The 20218-nt window shown below is 40.6% G+C and carries 18 protein-coding genes; 9 read left to right on the top strand and 9 right to left on the bottom strand.

What is annotated here, in order from left to right; translation table 11 throughout:
• Nucleotides 1-53 precede the first annotated feature (53 nt).
• Together G399_RS0106160 and G399_RS0106155 are read left to right on the top strand one after the other, a co-directional pair.
• On the top strand, nucleotides 54-1469 hold the full coding sequence (locus G399_RS0106160) for an aminotransferase-like domain-containing protein (protein WP_006011883.1): 1416 nt from the start codon (nucleotides 54-56) through the stop codon (nucleotides 1467-1469).
• A gap of 38 nt (nucleotides 1470-1507) precedes the next feature.
• A complete protein-coding gene (locus G399_RS0106155) occupies nucleotides 1508-2356 on the top strand; it encodes a glycosyltransferase (RefSeq protein WP_148277414.1) in 849 nt (282 codons plus the stop codon).
• A 296-nt stretch (nucleotides 2357-2652) separates the two neighbouring features.
• On the opposite strand, the gene G399_RS0106150 is transcribed toward G399_RS0106155, so the two are convergent.
• From G399_RS0106150 to G399_RS0106135, 4 genes are all read right to left on the bottom strand, one after another.
• Nucleotides 2653-4083, bottom strand: a complete 1431-nt coding sequence (locus tag G399_RS0106150; RefSeq protein ID WP_006011879.1) for a sodium-dependent transporter — start codon at nucleotides 4081-4083, stop codon at nucleotides 2653-2655.
• Between the two features lie 144 nt (nucleotides 4084-4227).
• Entirely contained in the window at nucleotides 4228-5013 is a 786-nt protein-coding gene (locus G399_RS0106145) for an SDR family NAD(P)-dependent oxidoreductase (RefSeq protein WP_006011877.1), read from the bottom strand.
• Nucleotides 5014-5071: 58 nt separating this feature from the next.
• Nucleotides 5072-5461: a thiol-disulfide oxidoreductase DCC family protein gene (locus G399_RS0106140; protein ID WP_006011874.1), complete on the bottom strand. Its 390-nt coding sequence runs from the start codon at nucleotides 5459-5461 to the stop codon at nucleotides 5072-5074.
• Between the two features lie 300 nt (nucleotides 5462-5761).
• On the bottom strand, nucleotides 5762-6913 hold the full coding sequence (locus G399_RS0106135) for a hypothetical protein (RefSeq protein ID WP_006011871.1): 1152 nt from the start codon (nucleotides 6911-6913) through the stop codon (nucleotides 5762-5764).
• A 201-nt stretch (nucleotides 6914-7114) separates the two neighbouring features.
• On the opposite strand from G399_RS0106135, the gene G399_RS0106130 reads away from it, so the two are divergent.
• Nucleotides 7115-9130, top strand: coding sequence for a metallophosphoesterase family protein (locus tag G399_RS0106130; RefSeq protein ID WP_006011869.1), 2016 nt, complete (start codon nucleotides 7115-7117; stop codon nucleotides 9128-9130).
• Nucleotides 9130-9684 carry a flavodoxin FldB gene (fldB, locus tag G399_RS0106125; protein WP_006011868.1) on the top strand — a complete coding sequence of 185 codons (555 nt, stop codon included), beginning with the start codon at nucleotides 9130-9132 and terminating at the stop codon, nucleotides 9682-9684. The genes G399_RS0106130 and fldB overlap by 1 nt, the downstream gene beginning before the upstream one ends.
• Nucleotides 9685-9754: 70 nt before the next feature.
• On the opposite strand, the gene G399_RS0106120 is transcribed toward fldB, so the two are convergent.
• Nucleotides 9755-11062 carry a mechanosensitive ion channel family protein gene (locus G399_RS0106120; protein WP_006011866.1) on the bottom strand — a complete coding sequence of 436 codons (1308 nt, stop codon included), beginning with the start codon at nucleotides 11060-11062 and terminating at the stop codon, nucleotides 9755-9757.
• Nucleotides 11063-11257: 195 nt separating this feature from the next.
• Here G399_RS0106120 and G399_RS0106115 point away from each other — a divergent pair, with 195 nt between their 5' ends.
• Nucleotides 11258-12091, top strand: coding sequence for a CLCA_X family protein (locus G399_RS0106115; RefSeq protein ID WP_034896359.1), 834 nt, complete (start codon nucleotides 11258-11260; stop codon nucleotides 12089-12091).
• Between the two features lie 185 nt (nucleotides 12092-12276).
• A complete protein-coding gene (locus tag G399_RS0106110) occupies nucleotides 12277-12681 on the top strand; it encodes an ExbD/TolR family protein (RefSeq protein ID WP_006011861.1) in 405 nt (134 codons plus the stop codon).
• Nucleotides 12682-12750: 69 nt separating this feature from the next.
• Here the strand turns inward: G399_RS0106110 and G399_RS0106105 are convergent, their stop codons facing one another.
• From G399_RS0106105 to G399_RS0106095, 3 genes are all read right to left on the bottom strand, one after another.
• Nucleotides 12751-13290 (bottom strand): YgjV family protein, encoded by a 540-nt coding sequence (locus tag G399_RS0106105; protein ID WP_006011858.1) that lies wholly within the window; start codon nucleotides 13288-13290, stop codon nucleotides 12751-12753.
• Between the two features lie 85 nt (nucleotides 13291-13375).
• A complete protein-coding gene (locus G399_RS0106100; protein ID WP_006011855.1) occupies nucleotides 13376-13744 on the bottom strand; it encodes a hypothetical protein in 369 nt (122 codons plus the stop codon).
• 138 nt (nucleotides 13745-13882) lie between these two features.
• Nucleotides 13883-14512 carry an NAD(P)H-binding protein gene (locus G399_RS0106095; RefSeq protein WP_006011852.1) on the bottom strand — a complete coding sequence of 210 codons (630 nt, stop codon included), beginning with the start codon at nucleotides 14510-14512 and terminating at the stop codon, nucleotides 13883-13885.
• Nucleotides 14513-14582: 70 nt separating this feature from the next.
• Here G399_RS0106095 and G399_RS0106090 point away from each other — a divergent pair, with 70 nt between their 5' ends.
• Nucleotides 14583-16808: a S9 family peptidase gene (locus G399_RS0106090; RefSeq protein WP_006011850.1), complete on the top strand. Its 2226-nt coding sequence runs from the start codon at nucleotides 14583-14585 to the stop codon at nucleotides 16806-16808.
• A gap of 76 nt (nucleotides 16809-16884) precedes the next feature.
• Here the strand turns inward: G399_RS0106090 and G399_RS0106085 are convergent, their stop codons facing one another.
• A complete protein-coding gene (locus G399_RS0106085; protein WP_006011848.1) occupies nucleotides 16885-17262 on the bottom strand; it encodes a PH domain-containing protein in 378 nt (125 codons plus the stop codon).
• A gap of 214 nt (nucleotides 17263-17476) precedes the next feature.
• Here G399_RS0106085 and G399_RS0106080 point away from each other — a divergent pair, with 214 nt between their 5' ends.
• Both G399_RS0106080 and G399_RS0106075 read left to right on the top strand, forming a co-directional pair.
• Nucleotides 17477-18484: a serine/threonine dehydratase gene (locus G399_RS0106080; RefSeq protein ID WP_006011846.1), complete on the top strand. Its 1008-nt coding sequence runs from the start codon at nucleotides 17477-17479 to the stop codon at nucleotides 18482-18484.
• A 42-nt stretch (nucleotides 18485-18526) separates the two neighbouring features.
• Nucleotides 18527-20215, top strand: a complete 1689-nt coding sequence (locus G399_RS0106075) for an amidohydrolase (protein ID WP_006011843.1) — start codon at nucleotides 18527-18529, stop codon at nucleotides 20213-20215.
• The last annotated feature ends 3 nt before the right edge of the window (nucleotides 20216-20218 follow it).

The raw sequence follows: 20218 nt of genomic DNA, 5'->3' as shown, positions 1-20218 counted from the left end.
TTACAGGTATAGTTTGTAATATTATTATGGGTATAGAAATCGAGGGAGCTTAGGTGAAGCAGACAAAATACGGCGATTTAGTTCAATACATAGAAAACGATATCATGACGGGTATATTACAACCTGGACACAAATTATTATCGATTACTCGCTTAAGTGAACATTTCGCGGTCTCAAAAAATACCGTGATACGCGCATTACATTTACTTGAATCAAGAGATAAAATTGAGGCTAGGCCTAAAAGTGGTTTTTTCGTAAAACATCAGGTTCATCGAGAGCAACCCACTGCGCCTTCATTTCATAATATCGAACCTTCAAGAGTATTGGTTCCTGAACTTTTTCAAGACATTATGCTGAGGGGGTCTGCCTTTGATATTATGCCTAACGATGTGCTTCCACCACCTCATGCTCTAATGTGCAAATTACATCGCAATATTAATAAAGCCATTCGTACACAAGCGACTCAAAGAGCAATGTATTACGACGAACCATTAGGTTTATATGCACTGCGAGAAGAGTTAAGAGAACATTACTCTAGTGCCGGTGTCAGTATCTCAAGCACTGACGTGTGTATAACGTCAGGATGTCAGCACGCATTGTTTTTAGGGCTGACAGCAACATGCGTTAAAGGAAACAATGTGGTGATAGAAAGTCCGGGGTTCTATGGCGTTGTTCAACTGCTTGAGGAATTGGGATTAAACGCAATTGAATTGCCAAGCCATAGTGTTTCTGGAGTTGATATTAATGTATTACGGGAAACATTGGACAAATATAAAATCACAGCCTGTGTTGTAAGTCCTGCGTTTGCTACTCCCTCTGGCTCTTGCATGAGCGAGGACAATAAGAAGGCACTTATCCAATTAGCTAATAAAAATGACTTTGCCATTATAGAAGATGATATTTATGGTGACCTAGGCTTTACTTCGCGACCGAAACCCATAAAAGCATTTGATACCGAGGAACGAGTAATTTTATGCAGTTCTTTTTCGAAAACGCTGTCTAGAGATTTAAGAATTGGATGGGTAATGGGAGCCCGATGGCAATCAAAAATTAAAAAATTGAAGTTGGTGAGTAACCTCGCTTGCAGTCAGGCAATGCAAGCGGCGCTTGCTAGGTTCATGCAAGATGGAGACTACAAAAGGCACCTTGCTTATAAAAGAGGCACCTTGTTAGTGCAAAGAGATCAACTTGTGCAAGCACTTAACAAATATTGGAAAGGTGAACTTAAATTCACTATACCTAATGGCGGGCTAACTGTTTGGTTGGAACTTGATTCAGCGATAAATACGGGTGATTTATACAATGCTGCGGCCACTCAAAACATTATAATAGCGCCAGGGGCCCTATTTAGTCTTGCACCAAACTTCACTCACTTTATGCGTTTAAGTTTTAACCATCCAACTTTAGGAAATAGAGAAAAAGCAATTGCCAAATTGAGTTCAATGGTTTTTAAAAATCTAATAAGGTGATTGTCCAAATCCCTGGAGATCAGCCATATTAAGAGTTGGTGTTCCTTCAAAATAACGAGAATAGATCTGTCGCTGATTTTTTTCCACACGACATCGGTCTTTTTCTGAGCCATGGCTTTTATATACACAACGATCTATTCAAAAAGGTTTATCAATTTATGCACTATTCCATCATTATTCCTGCTTACAATGAAGAAGAACTATTGCCTAAAACTTTGGAAGCAATTAATAAAGCAATGGCAGGTATTGGTCGTTACTCTGGTGAGGTTGTTGTTACGAACAATAATTCTACCGACCGAACTGCAGAAATTGCTTGTGAATATGGGGCTAAGGTGGTTTTTGAATCTTTTCAGCAAATTTCAAGAAGCCGCAATGTTGCTGCAATAGCAGCAAAAGGTAAATACCTTATTTTTACAGATGCAGACACGATTATAAGTCGCGAACTGATTGAAAAGAGTTTGGACTTAATGGCTTCTGGGGATGTTTGCGCAGGTGGAGCACTTGTAGAATTTATTAACTCTGACTTGCAAACTAAAAAGTTAAGCAAATGGTGGAATGTATTTACCAGAAAAATGAAAGTCGCTTGCGGAGCTTATATTTTTTGCCATAAAAAAGACTTCATAGAAGTTGGCGGCTTTAACGAAAAAATTTATGCTAGTGAAGAAATCTGGTTTGGTCGAAAACTTAAAAAGTTAGCCCGCAAGCGCCATCAGAAATTTATAATAGTGTCGATACCAATACAAACATCAGCCAGAAAAATGGAATGGTTTAGTCCGTGGCAATTATTTTGGCAGGTCCTTCCAATGATATTTTGTCCATGGCTGGTGCGCAGTAAACGATTTTGCGATTTATGGTATAAGCGCCCAGAAATAAAAGAAAAAAAATAACACTTTAGTTCCCTATAGCTGCATAGATACGCCATCAGGAAAATGCAGAGCACAGCGTTAATGCGTCTCCGAAAAACTAGATCCGTGTACTAATGTGAGGCTACGAATTCAGCTGCATGCTCAATACGTGTAGTTTCATACTTTAATACAATTGCGCCGTTTGCGCTTACCCGCAAGTAGCAGTGGCTCTTTAAATGCCTTCGCACATAAAAAAACCTGAACATTAAGTGCTATTGTTCAGGTTTTTCTGACACTTTTTTACTCCACTATATGCATATTAAAAACAGCGCTTTAGATTAAAAAAGCTCAGTCAGCAAGGACACGCCAAAGTATTTTACTGCCACCGTATTAACAAAAATAACCAATAGGATGACCGGAATGAAAGTGCCTACCGAGAGATTTACATAGCGCTCAAATAAGCTCTTTTTGAACTTAGGTGCACCTTTGTCCAACTCTGCATTAAAGTTATGCTTTTTCCAACGGTACATAACAAAAATACAGATCAAGAACCCATTTAAGGGCAAGATGGTGTCGTAGAACACGTCGTAAACTACCGTGAAAAACGAGTTATCATTACCTGCATAGGTAATGAAGTTGGTAAAAAACTCAGAATGGCCAAACGACAGAGCACACATTACTGAAAATATGATCAACAACGAACCACAAATAAGGAGCGATGGTTTTCTTGCAAAACCCTGCTCACTCATTAGCGATGCGACGGGAACTTCAAAAATAGAAACCAATGAGGTAATTGCAGCAAAAAATACTAACAAAAAGAAAATACTAGCAACCGCGCTTGCTCCTACATAACCAATACTGGTTTGTAATTCTAAAAATATTTGCGGTAAATATGAGAAGATCATGCTTACCGAAGACTCACTTAGATCTTCCGGATTAATCTCTGGGTTAAACGAGAAGATTGCTGGCAATATCATTAATCCAGCAGTAAAAGCGACGGCCGTGTCAGTCAATGCAACTAACTTCGCAGACGTCGGTACATCAGCTTTGCTGTCGATATAACTTCCATAGGTAATCATAATCCCCATTCCTAAAGACAGCGAGAAAAAAGCTTGAGACAGCGCACCATTAACAACTGAAGCATCAATTTTAGAGAAATCAGGTATCAAGTAGAATTCAACACCTGCCATCGCGTTGTCGCGCGTTAGAACAAAAATAACCAGTACTATCAACATAAAAAAGAGTGCAGGCATGAGGATTTTAGCCGCTTTTTCGATACCCTGTTTAACCCCTCCTTGCAAGATGAGATAAACCACCAGCAGCACGCCAATCATATAAACAAAGATACTGTTGCCGCTAATGAATGCGCCAAAGGTGTCCGCATTAGCTAACTCGTCTAGGTTTCCGATCATTGATTGCAGCAAGTAACCGAATATCCATACGGTAATCACCAGGTAGAAAACCGCAATCATGAAAGGCGTAATTACCGACAACCAGCCGGCTATGCGCCATCCACCTGAGCGGTTGGACAGTGAGGAATAAGCTCCTAATGGATCTTTTTGACTATTTCTACCAACCGACATTTCGGCAAGCATAACAGGGAGACAGATGAAAACCACGAAGATGGCATACATTAACAGAAAAGCACCACCGCCGTTTTTAGCAGCACCAACGGGAAAACCAACAAGGTTACCAATACCAACCGCAGAACCTGCCGCAGCAAGAATAAAACCGAGTTTTGAGCCAAATTGCTCTCTTGAACCACTCATCATTAATCCTTCTTTTTATTTTTGTTTTTATGATGTTTAGCGGCAGATATTAACAGTCTATTTACAAAAAGTCTTGAGCTTAACGCAATAAAAATAGCCGGTTAAAACCGGCTATTGTAAATACGTCAGGTTCCATGCAATCAATTACCAGGGGATAGTTTCACCCTTCCAGTCTAAATAAAATGGGCTTTCTTCTGAATGTAGATTTTTGCATATGGTCAAAAGTTGACTAACTGTGAACTCGGGGGTAAATAATTTACCAGGTTTTACATTTGCTTGGAACGGTTTAGACAAGCCAGTATCCACAGTTCCCGGATGATAGCAAAGTAAACTCGTGTTGGGAGCTCGACGTTTATATTCAACAGCAGCCGTTTTCACTAGCATATTTAGCGCGGCCTTAGATGCTCTATATCCATACCAACCACCTAACGCGTTTTCACTAATACTGCCAACCCGCGCACTAAAGAAGACAATTTTTGCTCCTTGTTTATCAACAACATTGGCTAAGTTTTGTAGCCAAATTGCAGGCAAAATACTGTTAACACGAAAGTATTCTATGAGTTGTCTTTCATGGATATCCTCCAAGCGTTTTTCTGGTTTTAATGTCACAACATCGTCAGTACCTGCTGAGATTGACTGTTGATGCAAAATCCCGGTGGTGCATATAACTAGGCTGAGTTTAATCCCCTGTTCTTTTAACTCACTGACGAAGCTTTTTACAGCAACTTCATTTGCTGTATCCATGACTTTGTGGATAACCTGCGTTGCAGTTGTTGTACTATCGAGGGTGTAAGCCGCTTCGCTACGAGACAGCGTAAAAATCACATCAAATTGTTGCTGGGCACTTAACTGATTAACCACTTCTCTGCCGATCCCGCCATTTGCACCGATAATAAGTGCATAATTTTTTTCGCTTACTGTTTGTTGCATGCTAATCCTTCAATTCTGTTCGATAATGTTATTCGTCGACACGTTTACCACTGCGCTATTATTTTAAATTGCAGCGATTACTCTCGCATCTTTCTTTTCCTGTCAACCAATATGAGATTTTGTATCTGTGTTTAGCAAACACCAAGTAAAGTTTATCCGCAAACCATCTGATCACCGGCCAGCGAAGCGGCGCATATAACCAACTAACACCCACCAAACTCCATGCTTTGTGCGTAACATCGAGTCCAGTAATCATGGTGCCGTCATCTAATTGCCCGTGGATACGCGCGTTTAGCTCCTGCAAACATAAATTGGGATAACGCTGTGGAAAATCCGGTAAGGAAATATCCTCAAAGATAATATTCTTATCTTTGTCACGCTTTATCAGATGAGTCATTTCTTTTTCGCACAATGGACATAATCCATCATAAAAGAGCGTAAATGCCATGCTTGCCTCGTTTATTTACTTCTATAAATCTTGTACGTAAATTAGTTAGGAATAGATGACTTGAGATTTGGTCTAGATAATTTGGTCTAGATAGTCACACCTAATTTGGCCAACACATGAAATACGCACGCAATAGGACAAATCACAGGGTAAATCATCAATTAACTGCCAATCAAATCGGGTGGAGGATGGTCTTGGTGTTTAGAAACCGCATTTAATACCGTAGAAGCCACAACAACCGCTGATTACGCGATTCAAACCGACAATCCAAGAGTTGAAGTCGTTTGTAACCTTGGTGTCCTAGTCAAACCAACTATTATCAATTTTTATTTTAAACAGCAATGGCGCCATTTTCAAATATCGATATTTATCCTCAGGGCAGACAATATTTTTATGATAATTCATTTTCCATGGGTCATTGACCATCCATACATAATCATTCACAACAGTCACACCTTCAATTGAAGCATTGTTCATTACATGAGTGGCTTTACATGTCGTTTCAGTTGTATTTTGAGTCATAACCGAAGGGGCAGAAAATGCGAGTTTTATACGTTTTGTTGGCTTCTTTTTAGCTAAGTCTATGATCCATAGTTCATTATCGTTGCGTGCTACTGCCAACAAATAACCTTGGCTACTGGATGTCGGATAAAACACATCCATTGCGTTGATAGGATGGTTACCGTTCTCAAAACTAGGTAGCAATAGTTCGCTATCACGCACTTGGGCGAAACCTGACTCTTGCCAAAAACTATCACCTACGCTTATTTCAAAGACTCTTGGTTGTTTATTGATGTCTCGTTCTAATCCCAATAATAATCGATTATCCTTGGTGAATGTTAACCCTTCTATGCCATCATTTGGGAAATCACCAACGCCAGCTGCAGGCGGAAATTGAACTGGACGCACATGCGTTACTTCTAACTTTTCATCGTTAACTTGCAAGCGTACCAGCAGTGTCGGATAGACTGTAGAGCCGGTTTTTGCATATTGTTGCTGACATGTTTCGCTAAGTTGCTCTGAACGGCTGGCATCTTCAGTCACAAATATCCACGCTCCGTCTTCACCTGCGATTGGTGCAAGTCCTTCGTAATCGGGTTTGTTAGCTAGGTAGTCAAAAAAACAACTGCGCTTAACCCGCTCACTAAATACACTTGGTCCGAATTTGTTAACTATTTGACTATCTTTCATCGAAATCTGGTGCAATCTTAGTACTTGACTTATATCTGCACTTGCATCGGATAATGAGTACAAATATCCGTTCTCGTATTTCAGTCCTGACGTTTGCGGATTTAACATCACATCACCATCGAGATCAATAATCCAGCTTCCCAATAAAGGCGTAATAGCAGGAGGAGTAACAACAGAAGTAGCGTCAGTTTTTTCTGGCGCGCAACCAATGCAGAAAGTTATCATTATCGAAACCACAACTATCGTTATTAGCTTTTTCATTGTATGTCCTTTTAACTATATTGATTTTGATTAATAAACAAACTGTGCGAAGTATACATGCTGTACGCAAACTTATTTACCATAATTTACGTAGTATTTAGTGTTAAACTTGTTTGTATAGATTATCTTTAATCAACATAATCTATACAATTATACTTTCAAAGGCTACGGCAGTGGCCGACGCAAGGGAATACGAGAAACTTGACAGAATTACTCCCCACAGTCATCGCAGGTCCTATTTTACGTCATACTGATAACCAGCGTATCGTTTGGTGGCTGGTGACTTCAGTCGCAATTGATATAAAACCATTGTTAGCTGATGCACATAACAAGGTAATCGAATTGCAAAATGCAAAAGCGACGCAAGAAACATTTTGTGTCGGCAAGCGCGCATTCATTCAGTTAATTAGCGTAGAAGCAACCACCAAAAAAGCATTAATTCAATCAGGTGTTTTATATCATTACGATTTATTAGATGATCTGGGAAGTATCTTAAAAGATATGCCTCACTTGGTTTATGAAGGCCATCAACGACCCAACTTTCGATTTAATCAACATTTGACCAAAGTCACACACGGTTCTTGCCGCAAACCCCATTTTCATGGTCAAGACGCCCTACCACAACTAGACAATTTAGTCGCCGATGAGCTAACTAATAAAGTTAATGCATCAAAAACTAGCGAGACAACAAGCATAAACCGCCCCGATTTAATGCTAATGACCGGAGACCAAGTATATGTTGATGATGTCGCAGGGCCAATGTTATATGCAATTCATCAAGTCATTTTATTGCTGGGACTACACAACGAACGATTCGAAGGTGCCACCGTTGATGATTTAATAGCACTGATAGAGCATGAACATGGTTTTTACCAAAGGGAATTGTTATTACCCGCAGTTGAAGCTAATGAGAAGCTTACCAAAGCATTTTTCGCCGCCAAGCGCAAACCCGTATTTACCTCAGTAAATGCCAAAAATCATCTTATAGCACTTAGCGAAATGTTAGCAATGTACCTGTTGACTTGGTCGCCATTACTGTGGCGATTTGTTGATTTGAATAAGTCAGGGTTAAATCAAGATAAACGAGGGACTTATAACAAGGAAAAACAGTATATAGAGTCATTTCAAGAAGGCTTGCCGAAAGTTCATCGAGCCCTTGCTCATGTCCCAAGCTACATGATGTTCGATGATCATGATGTTACTGACGACTGGAATCTAACCCGAGGCTGGGAACAACAAGTTTATGGGAATCCTTTTTCAAAGCGAATCATTGGCAACGCTATTACTGCCTACTTTTTATGCCAAGGTTGTGGTAACCCTAGAGCAAAATTAGGAGCCTTATTCAATGAATTCAGTAACGTATTCTCAATAGGCGCGTTTACAGAAAACGCTCCCGAGACCGGCAATCTGGGGGTTTATAGCGCTTCACATAGCGAACTTATCGACACCTTATTTGCGTTTGACCAATGGCATTATGAACTAGCAACAACCCCCCCAGTGCACGTACTCGACACCAGGACTCAGCGTTGGCGCTCCGAGTCATCGCTGAATAAGCCATCCGGGCTGATGGACTGGGAAGCGTTATGCGAACTACAACAATCTATCATCGGCAAAGAAGCAGTTATCATGGTTTCGCCCGCACCGGTATATGGTGTAAAGTTTATAGAAACGATACAAAAAGTATTTACTATTTTTGGTGGTGCACTAGTCGTGGATGCGGAAAACTGGATGGCACACAGAGGCACCGCCAGTGTAATGCTGAATATATTCAGACATATTAAAACCCCACCAAACTTTATTATTTTATCGGGGGATGTCCACTATTCTTTTGTTTACGATGTGGGCTTGCGTTTTCGCCGAAACAGTCCGCACATTACCCAATTCACTAGTAGTGGATTACACAATGAATTCCCACCAAGCCTGCTAAAGTGGTTTGACCGCTTAAATAGGTGGTTTTACGGTCATCGCTCACCACTCAACTGGTTGACAAAGCGTCGGAACATGTCAGTTAGACAACGAGAACCGATTGATCACAGCGGTACGTTAGTCAATAGTTGCAATATTGGAGTGCTAACCATGAATCATGATGCAAGTCAGGTAGACTGCGCACTTTTATGCAGTGATGGTAGCTATATCAGCTTTTCAGAAACCAAGACCCGATTTAAAGCGCAAGCAAGGCTAGAAGCAGAATCACTCACCAAGGCAGAAACAAAGTAATGAATTTAGCAACAAAGCAAATTGCCATTTTTTATGGTTCAACAACCTGCTATACAGAAATGGCGAGTGAGAAAATACAATCTGAATTGGAGGCTATGACCCGCGAACAAGGTATCCAAGCCACTATAAGCATGTTTGACATTAAACAACATACTCTGGAAAAATCAACCCAGTACGATTTAGTGCTGTATGGCATTTCAACTTGGGATTTTGGTGAATTACAAGAAGACTGGGAATCAACTTGGGATGATATAAAAACACTGAATTTGGCAAGCAAGACGGTCGCTATTTTCGGCTTAGGTGACCAGCTCGGCTACGCCGATTGGTTTCAAGACGCCTTGGGAATGTTGCATGATGAATTGATAGTACTGGATTGCGATATTATTGGTTATTGGCCCAATCAAGGCTATGAGTTTACAGCGTCCAAAGCGCTAACCGAAGATGGTGACTTTTTTGTCGGCTTATCGTTAGACGATGAAAATCAGTATGATCTAACTGATGCGCGGGTGAAACAATGGTGTTCACAGATTATAGAAGAGTGGACTGAAGCTTAACCTCGTTGATTAAGGTAAGCGCCAATCCATTTATTCAGTTGTTGTACTTTTCAAATTAAACGCAGCTAGGTTATCCTTGCTGCTCCGGATTGAGAATTCTAACTTCACGTTGAGGGAATGGAATGTCGATACCGTGCTCTTTTAGTGTTTCAAGAATAGTCAGCATTAAGTCACCGCCAACACGGTTTTTACCATCATCAACGCCTAACATCCAAAATTCCACGAACATGTTGATGCCTGAATCGCCAAAACTATCTATTTCACAATCAGGGCGTTCTTCAAAAGGCACCTCTTCACCACTGATAACTTGCGGATGTTTAGAAACCGCAATTTTTATAATTTCAACCATACTGCGCACATCTGTTGCGTAGGGTACCGAAAAGTCGACGCGATAACGTTGCTTCGGATCTTTATGTGTCCAGTTAACTAAAAGGTCTGAAATAAATTTTTCATTGGGTACCAGAATATCTTTGCCATCATAGGTTTCAATGACTGCATAGCGCATTCTAAATTCGCGTACGAAGCCTTTTTGACCATCGCCTAATTCAACAAAATCACCAACAGTTAAGGAGCGATCAAGGAGAATTATAATACCCGATATAAAATTAGAAGCGATAGACTGCAAGCCTAAACCGATGCCAACACCGACAGCGCCACCGAACACTGCAAGCGTTGTCAGGTTGATACCCATTACATTTAATAAGAGCAATATAATAATACAAAATAACGTGACTTCGAATAACTTCGAAAACACCTCTTTAGTCGGTATATCTAGACTCTCTTGACGCTTTATGACGGCCTTACCAAAACTTCTTGACACGCGACCAAGCCAGAACAGAAAACCACCGAAAACCAGGACTCTTACTACGCCGTAGGCAGAAATATCGACATTCCCGACCTTAATTGATATTTCTTCCAAGGCTCTTATTATAACCGGCAACGACCCGATCAAATGCAAAAATAAAATAGGTAAACCAACCCATCTAAATAAAGATGCGGCATAGTAATGGGTAACGAATGCACGAATAATTGAGTTAAAAAACAACAATATCGCGAGAGACAACGCCACTTGTATTACCCACGGTGAATATTCAAAGTTTTCAACCGTTTTACGCGAAATTTGTAACAGAAAAATAGCAATAAGTGGAAATAAAACACCGCCAATTCTAAACGCAAATTTGCGGATTGGATGAGCTTGTTCATCAGGTTCATTGCACAGTATTGCAATGCTATGGCGCACTTTATACGCAATCGCAAATGCAACACTGTAAATAATAATCAGCATCGCTAACTGCACGTAAGTTTGTGTGCTTGATAGCAGCTCAAATCCTTTTTGATAATTACCATTAATGAAGGTTAAAACTGACGAATAATCCATAGCGAGACTTCCTTTGCAAAATTGTCTGAAATGATACGAGAACAGAGCTTTTTAGGGCATGCTTGCACAAGAGCAAACTGATGCCAATATATTTTTACATTTGGCATCAGAAATAAAAATTAAAAAATGATAACCTTTGTAGGTCCCCGAGTATAAAGATAAACGCCATGGATACCCTAGTAAAAATTGAAGCTAATGAATCAAACTAAATCACAACAAGGCGAGAACAAAAATAAAAAAGGTAGACTTTATAATCAATTCTATCGAAATGGTGACGAACACCGAGGGGGGGCCGATGTTAATTTTCAAGATATACTGCGCTTATTTCGATTCCGCTCAATTGAAATTGGTAAGTGGGTAACGCAAGAAGAAAAAAGAATAGCGGCAAATCTATTTTTTGATGCCCTGTGCGACCTAATGGATATATTGCAGGTGCCTGAAAATGTGATTTCTCTAAATGGTACTTTATCGTTAGGGTTTGGAGTTGGCGGACAGAAACACGCAAGTGCACATTACAACAGTGCAAAAAAACAACTATCTCTTGCCAAGAATGCCGGTGCCGGCGCCTTAGCTCACGAATGGTTTCACGCTTTTGACCATTACATTGCAAGTAAAATGTTCGCGGTGTCTGGGAGTAATCTTTTCGCTTCAGAAATTTGGCTACATGAAAATGCGCAGTTGAATGAGCATGCATTGAACAATCAGTTGGCGCTTTGTTTCAAACATATTTTTTTACAAAATAATGGCGCTGAGCCAAGCGAATTGATGCAAAAAAGTATTTTCGTTGACCATAAGCTAAAAAGTTTTTACTACGCACGGCCCCAAGAAGTTGCCGCGAGAGCTTTTGAAGCCTGTATCCAGCATCATTCGATTAAAAATGCTTTTTTAGTACAAGGGACTAAACAAAGTGCCGAAGCTAAGTTAGGTATTTATCCTAATGGTGAACAATTAAGCAATATAGCAGCTCAAATGGCAACTTATTTCAATTGGTTGGGTAAAGCCCTTGATCATAGCCTTCCTGACGAGTAAAGTTGTCGTAAGTAAAATCAATAAATTACTCGTTTTCGCGGGGCTAGCCCTAATATGAAGAAGTAATTGAGAGAGTAAACGCCTTTTTTTGTTAAATTCGTTTACAAAACTCTATGCTTTTTCTATTAAGCCATTATACTATAAAGAATTGCTATAGAGCAGAATTAGAAGGACTGAGTGTAAAGATGAAAAGAAAAAAACATACTTCCGGTGATGATGACGCAGCAGTAGACATGACGCCAATGTTGGACATCGTGTTTATTATGTTGATATTCTTCATCGTAACGACGACATTCTCATCTGAGAAAGGCTTGAGCCCAACTCGTCCGCCGAAGAGCGATACGCCAAACCCACCGAGTAAGTCATTGTCTATTAGAATTGACGCATCTGGTCAAATTCTCATGGCTGGTCGTATTGTCGACATTCGTCGAGTAGTTGCAAATGCGCAAACTTACTTAGCGAACAATGATACTGATAGTGCTGCTATTCAAGCGGATGAAGACACTGAACATGGGGTTGTTGTAAGCGTAATGGATCAAGTCAAATTGGCTGGCATTTCGAAAATATCGGTACTAGTTAAAGAAGATTAATCTTAGGTTACTGTATAAAGTTTAAAAACGCTGCTTAGTGCAGCGTTTTTTTTTGCTTAAAATTGCGGATTATTCCTTTGGTAGAACCGTCTTCTCAGCCAAGGCTTTCTTTTCGGCAGTAGAATCTTGATAAAGCGTATAAAAGATACTGAGTAGATTAGTAATATTAAACACAGTACCGAATATGCTGCCAACCATAATTGCGTAAGTTAAACCCAAGATTTCAGCCAGGATAAACCATTGACGGATCCTCTTCGCACTCGTCAACGAAATTGACCCTACCGTAAAAATAAGCGATGACGCATAAGCGATTATAATCGTCCAACTGTGATCGAGCCAAAACAGTTCGAAAAAGAAGAAACCAAGATTAGCTGTAACAAAAGTGATTAGTACCGTTAGGCCGCGATACTTAGTAGCAACAATATTACGAATACAAGCGAGCATACAGCCAATACCGGCAGCCATTGCACCTAGCAAAAAAAAGTGAATGCTAACGCTTAAAAGTGCGATAGCAGATATAACGCGATATCGATTGATATCACTTTGTCTGTACCCAATAAAATTAAAAACAACGGCTATTGCGCCAAAAATTTCTGCTACTGGTAGCATGTGTTCTCCGTAAATTACTTGTTAACCCACTATTGGGGTAGAACGAGAAACACAGCTAGAAGTATGTAGAATAAGCAACAAAACATTATTGGAACGAAGATTGGGTTTCAAACCAGTCATCGTATGACAGTATAATATGTTCATCCATATGATCAGCCGGATAAGCAAATAATCCAAACTGATTACCCTTGTGATGCGATATGACAACTGCCAACTTCGGCATATCAGACATATTTTGATGAAACGGATCCCAAAGCGGGATTAGATACTTGTCGACACGGATCAAAGGCACGCGAACGCCATTGATCAGCTTCCATTCGTCAGCTACTGGATTGGGAATGCATGCGTACACGCAATGAAAAGGGATTTTAATTTGCACCCCGTCCCACCAAAACTGCTCAATTCTTATATTTTCTATCAGTGTTTCAACATCTGTTGGAATAGCTGTAGCCATAACGAATTGCCTCCGAGAACTTCATAAAGGGACACAAACAGTATGTCCCTATTTAGGTTATCAATGCAAACTAAGATTAACTTTAGCTAAAATTCGGCGCGAGTATAATAATTATCCTTCTACACCACCAGCCCTATTTCAGAAAACTTGAAGTTGCATCATCTGATAAGCCACTTGATTCGCACTTACCGGCCGATATTTAGCTAAAGATCCAAGCATGATTGGAGAAAGTAATTTAACGATGCCAATACCCACACTTTCTGCTATACGTTTTTGAGTTCGATATCCTAATAAAAAGCTTGGTCGGACGGCCGCTGCATTATCTAATTGCGGCATTCGAAGTATCGCATTCTCTAATTCGCCTTTAACTTTTAAATAAAAACTTCTACTTTTAGCATTAGCACCAACCGAGGAAATCCAAACAAAGCTTTTAGCACGTTGCGCTCTGGTCAATTGCGCTGCAACATGCACAAACTGAAAATCTACACGCCGAAAATTAGACTGTGAGCCAGCCTGTTTAATGGTTGTACCTAAACAACAATAAACATGTTCAACTGAAAAGTAACCTTGATAATCTTGTAATTCCTCAAAATCGATTACAATAGCTTGGATTTTATTTAGTGGGTCGTGATACTGCGCTTTAGACAAAGGCGAGCGCACCAAACAAGTCACTTGGGAATAGCGTTCGTCCTGACACAATTGATTTACCAGTGCTTTGCCAACTAAACCTGACGCGCCAAGCACCAGTGCTTTGTATTTTGCAGTCATATTTTCCCTAGGTTGTGATACCCTTTTCAATTACTAAAACAATAATAATCTAAACGAAGATCAATTCATTATGAACAGACTAATCATTACTTTAGCTTGCGCGTTTGGGTTCAACTTAACCTCAAATGCAAATGCTGAGAACCTCACCATTGAGCGCATTCATCAGTCACCCTCATTATCAGGCAGTGCACCAATAAACATTCAAATATCACCCGATGGCCAACGAGTGACATTCCTGAGAGGCAAAACGGCCAATTACAATCGCTATGATCTGTGGGAATATCACATCCCTACCGGGAAAACACAAATTCTATTTGATTCGGACGATTTACATACCGGTCCTGAATTTTTATCGGATGAGGAGAAAGCCCGCCGCGAGCGGTTGCGTGTTTATGGTAGTGGTATTATTACTTACGATTGGTCAAACGACAGCAGTGCATTGATCTTCCCATTAGCAGGCGATGTCTACTACTTTAAAATTGGTGACAAAAAAGCAAAACGTCTATTGGAAACTGATGCTTTTGAAACCGATATTAAGTTTTCACCTAACGGAAATTTCATTTCCTATATTCGTGAACAAAATTTATATGTTATGAATGTAGAAACAGGTAAAGAGCAAGCTATCACAACAAAAGGTGGTGGCAATATTAAATACGGCATGGCGGAATTTGTTGCGCAAGAGGAAATGAGTCGTATGACTGGCTATTGGTGGTCTAAGGATGAAAAACACATCGCCTTTACCAAAGTCGATGAGGGCCCCGTGGATGAGATTGTGCGCTCAGAAATATATGCGGATTCCATCCGTACTATTGAGCAGAAGTATCCTAAAGCTGGCACAAATAATGTGCACATTGAACTTGCCATTGCCAACCTCAATAACGGTCAAGTACGTTGGGTAGATTTAGGCGACAATAAAGATATTTACTTAGCGCGTGCTCAGTGGATGAATGAATCAACACTGACTTATCAAACGCAGTCTCGCGATCAGCAAGTCCTTAACTTAAATGCCATTAATATTGACAATGGCGAGCAAAGAACGTTGTTGCAAGAAACCAGTAATACTTGGGTTAACTTGAATTTTGATTTAGGTTTTTTGTCAGATAACGAACATTTCGTATGGGCATCAGAACGCGACGGTTTTAAACACCTGTACTTATATCGCAATAGTGGCGAACTAGTTCGTCAAATCACTAATGGCGACTGGGTTGTTGAGGGCGTTAATGCGATTGACGAAACCAAAGGAATCATTTATTTTCAGGGACGCAAAGACACACCACTTGAAAGCCATATCTACTCAGTTGCACTAGACGGCTCTAACATCACTCGATTGAGTGATGCGGACCAATTCCATAGCGCGACATTCAGCTCTGACGCTTCGGTATATGTAGATTCACATTCAACCGCGAACACTCCCGCTCAAGTCAGCCTGCACAAATCTGACGGCAGCATGATCACCTGGCTTGACGAAAATAAAGTAGACCAAAACCACCCGCTATATGATTTTACCGACGATTGGGTTAAACCTGAATTTGGCAGCATAAAAGCGCAAGATGGCAGCGACCTGCAATATCGCCTTTATAAACCCACCAAATTGAAAGGCAAACATCCAGTTATTGTTTATTTGTACGGCGGGCCTCATGCACAAATGGTCACCAACAGCTGGGGTGGTGATCGTGGTTTATTAATGCAGTACTGGGTCAATAAAGGTTACGTTGTATTTACCCTTGATAATCGCGGGTCTTATAACCGAGGCAAAGCTTTTGAGGATCCTTTATTTAAGAAAATGGGCTTTGTTGAAGTTGATGATCAGATAACCGGTGTGAGATTTTTACGCACATTAAGTTATGTAGATCCTCAAAGAATCGGGGTACATGGTCACAGTTACGGTGGCTATCTGACCCTAATGGCGATGTTCAAAGGAGGCGATTATTTCGCCGCTGGAGTTGCAGGCGCACCGGTAACAGATTGGCGTTTGTATGATACTCATTATACAGAACGTTATATGGGCAATCCAAAAACTGATGACCAAGCTTATACTGACTCGTCGGTATTCCCGTACGCAAAGAATTTAAAAGGTGACTTGCTCATCTACCATGGTATGGCTGATGACAATGTATTATTTACACATAGCACGATGCTGTATAAACATTTGCAAGACTTAGCGTTGCCATTTGAGGTAATGGACTACCCAGGCAAAAAACATAGTATTCGAGGTAAAAATACAGGTATTCATTTGTATAAGACCATCACTAACTTCTTTGATAAGCATTTACAGCCAGTCAATACTGACGAGTAGTCGCTTTTACCAACAACATATTGGTACTACAGACATGTGCTTTACGATGCGCCTTCAAATACTGAAAGCGCATTTTTTATGCGCTAAACATCATATTGGCAAGCGTCTTTTGAACATCTTGCGATAAACCTGCTTTCAATTTAGTTTCTATCGGTTGTGATTGTCCTGAAACCCATATTTTAAGGTCGCAGTCCATATCGAAGTGACCTGCAGTTTCAACTTTCACTTGGGTAATTGCTCGATACGGCACGGACAGATAATCGACTTTTTTTCCAGTTATACCTTGTTTGTCTATAAATATGAGTCTTTTGTCAGTAAAAACAAATAAATCACGGACCATCTTATAAGCTTCTACTACCCTTTCTGACTCCGATAGTATGGGTGACAGCTCTTCAGTTACCGCTGAAAGATCAACTTTTGAAGCATTACCTAGTAATCTATCTAACAAACCCATTTTGGCATCCCTTATTCAAAACTATAGATACGGTATTTTTCTTTGACAATAGCAAGTTTTGAATAATTTGCCAGTATTTCAGGGCCGCGGTGCGCTTTCGCTGTGCATACACATATTGTGTTTATTTTTATGCGAACCCTTCATATCAAAACAAGATACGTTTAAACTGGGTGTAGACTAAGTCAATTTATTTTCGTACAAGGATATTTATTAGATGGTATCAATAGCTGACATAGAGGCAGCCCAATCACGCATCAGTAGTATAGTAAAACAGACACCAATATTTGAATCACGCTTACTGAATCATTGGCTAGGTCATCAAATTTACTTTAAAGCGGAGTGTTTGCAGCGAACGGGGGCATTTAAACTGCGCGGCGCAACCAATATTTTAGCTAAGTTACATGAGCAAGGCGAATTGCCGCAACGCGTTGTGGCTAATTCATCAGGCAATCATGCACAAGCGGTTGCATTTGCCTGTGCGCAATTTGGTATTCCAGTTTCAATTTATTGTGCCGACACTATTTCGCCAATTAAAGCTGCCGCAACCGAGTTTTATGGTGCAAAAATCAACCGATTTGCCAGCAGAGAAGAGGCTGATTTAGCGGTTGAGGAAGCGGGTGGTGAAGAAGGAACCCTATGGATCCCGCCTTTTAATCATCCCGATATCATTGCAGGTCAAGGCACTGTTACATTGGAAGCTTTGCAGCAATTGGCGGAGACTGGTGTTGAACCTGATGCCGTATTTGCTCCTTGTGGCGGCGGTGGTTTATTATCTGGGGCTATTATTGCAACAAACGCGCGCTTGCCCAATGCTGAAGTTGTGGGTGCTGAGCCGTTGAATGCAAATGATGCTGCTCGAAGTCTACAAAGTGGTAAGATTGAGCGCTTAGACGGCATACCAAATACATTAGCTGATGGCGCAGCGACACCTGCGATAGGTGAGCATACGTTTGAGATATTAAAAACCGTCGATGATTTTTATGAGGTAGAAGAAGAACAGATAGCATATTGGACGCAATGGCTGCATCATCTATTAAAGTTACATATAGAGCCGACCTGTGCTATGACAATGGCTGCCGTTGCAGCTTGGTTAAATGATAAACCACCTAACCAGAAGGTGCTAGTGTTGTTGTCAGGAGGCAATATCAGTCAGGCATCAATGCTAAAAATATGGCAACAGGATTATCTGACACAACCCCCTATAATGAATCCAAACGCTTAACTTGTTATACACACTATAAAATTGATATCAAAAGGATATGAAATGAACTCAATGCATAAAATACGGTTTTCAATAACACTCTTAGTGCTGGTGTTAACTTCAACTTCAGCCTTCTCACTTACGTTTATAGAAAACGTAAAGGGCTATACATTAAACCAACAAGGCAAGTTAATCACATTTTCCAATATTGCGTTTGAAGACGAATTTATTGTCGGCATGGATCTCGCCCAAGAACCGGGAGGTATTGTCACCAAAATAAATGGCGAAGGCCGCGTAATGTTGCCTGGTTTAATAGATGCTCACGGCCATATTTTAGGCTTAGGTCAAAACCTACTGGAAATTGATTTACGAGGAAGCCAAACTGAAGACGAAGCCGTTAAGCGTGTTTTGGAGTTTGTAAGCGCAAACTCACTATTGACAATAAGGTCAAAGAAAGAAGACACACGATGGCTAATCGGTCGAGGCTGGAATCAAGTTTTGTGGCCAACAAAAGCATTCCCAAATAAAGCGAGTTTAGATTCTGCAATAAAGGATCGCCCAGTCGTTTTATCCAGAGTTGATGGACATGCTGTTTGGGTCAATAGTGCGGCATTGAAATTGGCAGGCATCGATGCCAACACCCCTTCACCCGCTGGCGGCGAAATAGTAAAAGATAAAAATGGACAGCCTACTGGTGTGTTAATAGATAACGCCGAATACTTGGTAACCAAATTAATTCCAAAGGCGGATGTTGAGCAATTATCTGCGCAACTGAACGCTGCATCTGAACATTTATTATCGTTGGGCATTACTAGTGTGCACGATGCCGGTATTAGCAAACAAGTATATGACTTCTATCAGCAACAAGCACAAACAGGGCAGCTGAGGTTTCGGATTTACGCGATGATCTCTGCTACTGATCCACAAATTAGTGATATGTTAACAAAGGGACATATCAACACAGCAGACGACATGCTAAGCATTAGAAGCGTCAAAGCTTATGGCGATGGTGCTTTAGGAAGTCGGGGTGCTGCATTAATTGAGCCTTATTCTGATGACAAACATAATCACGGTCTACTAGTCACTCCACAAGAAAGCTTGCCGAGTTTATTTTCACAAGTACTCGCCGCCAATTTTCAGCTTAACTTTCATGCGATTGGAGACAGAGCAAACAGGCTGGCATTGCAGCAGTTTGCTAAAACCTTCAAAATATACCCTGAAAACACTGAGCGTCATCGCATTGAACACGCCCAAGTCGTTGCCGTTGAAGATATTCCTTTATTCAAAGAACTAGGTATTATTCCCTCTATGCAGCCCACTCACGCGACTAGCGATATGAATATGGCGGAAGATCGCATTGGCAAGGTTCGTTTAAAAGGAGCTTATGCTTGGAAAACCTTCTTAGAACAGGGTTCAAGAGTTGCATTCGGCTCTGACTTCCCAGTAGAACTTGCTAACGCATTTCACGGACTGCATGCAGCAGTGACACGCCAAACCCCAGAGAACGAACCAAAAATGGGTTGGATCCCTGAAGAAAAAGTGTCTATTGAAGATGCGCTTCGTGGCTTTACATTAGATGCAGCTTACGCCGCTTTTCAAGATGACAAACTTGGAACACTGGAAATAGGTAAGCGAGCCGACTTTATATTTATCGACAGAGATATATTTAAGCGTCCAGCTTCAGACATTCGAGATACCCAAGTATTAGAAACCTGGATAAATGGGCAACAAGTGTTTTCTAAATCACTGTAGGGG

Source organism: Brumicola pallidula DSM 14239 = ACAM 615, assembly GCF_000428905.1.
GTDB lineage: Bacteria > Pseudomonadota > Gammaproteobacteria > Enterobacterales > Alteromonadaceae > Glaciecola > Glaciecola pallidula.
This window is presented reverse-complemented; position numbering and strand designations above follow the sequence as displayed.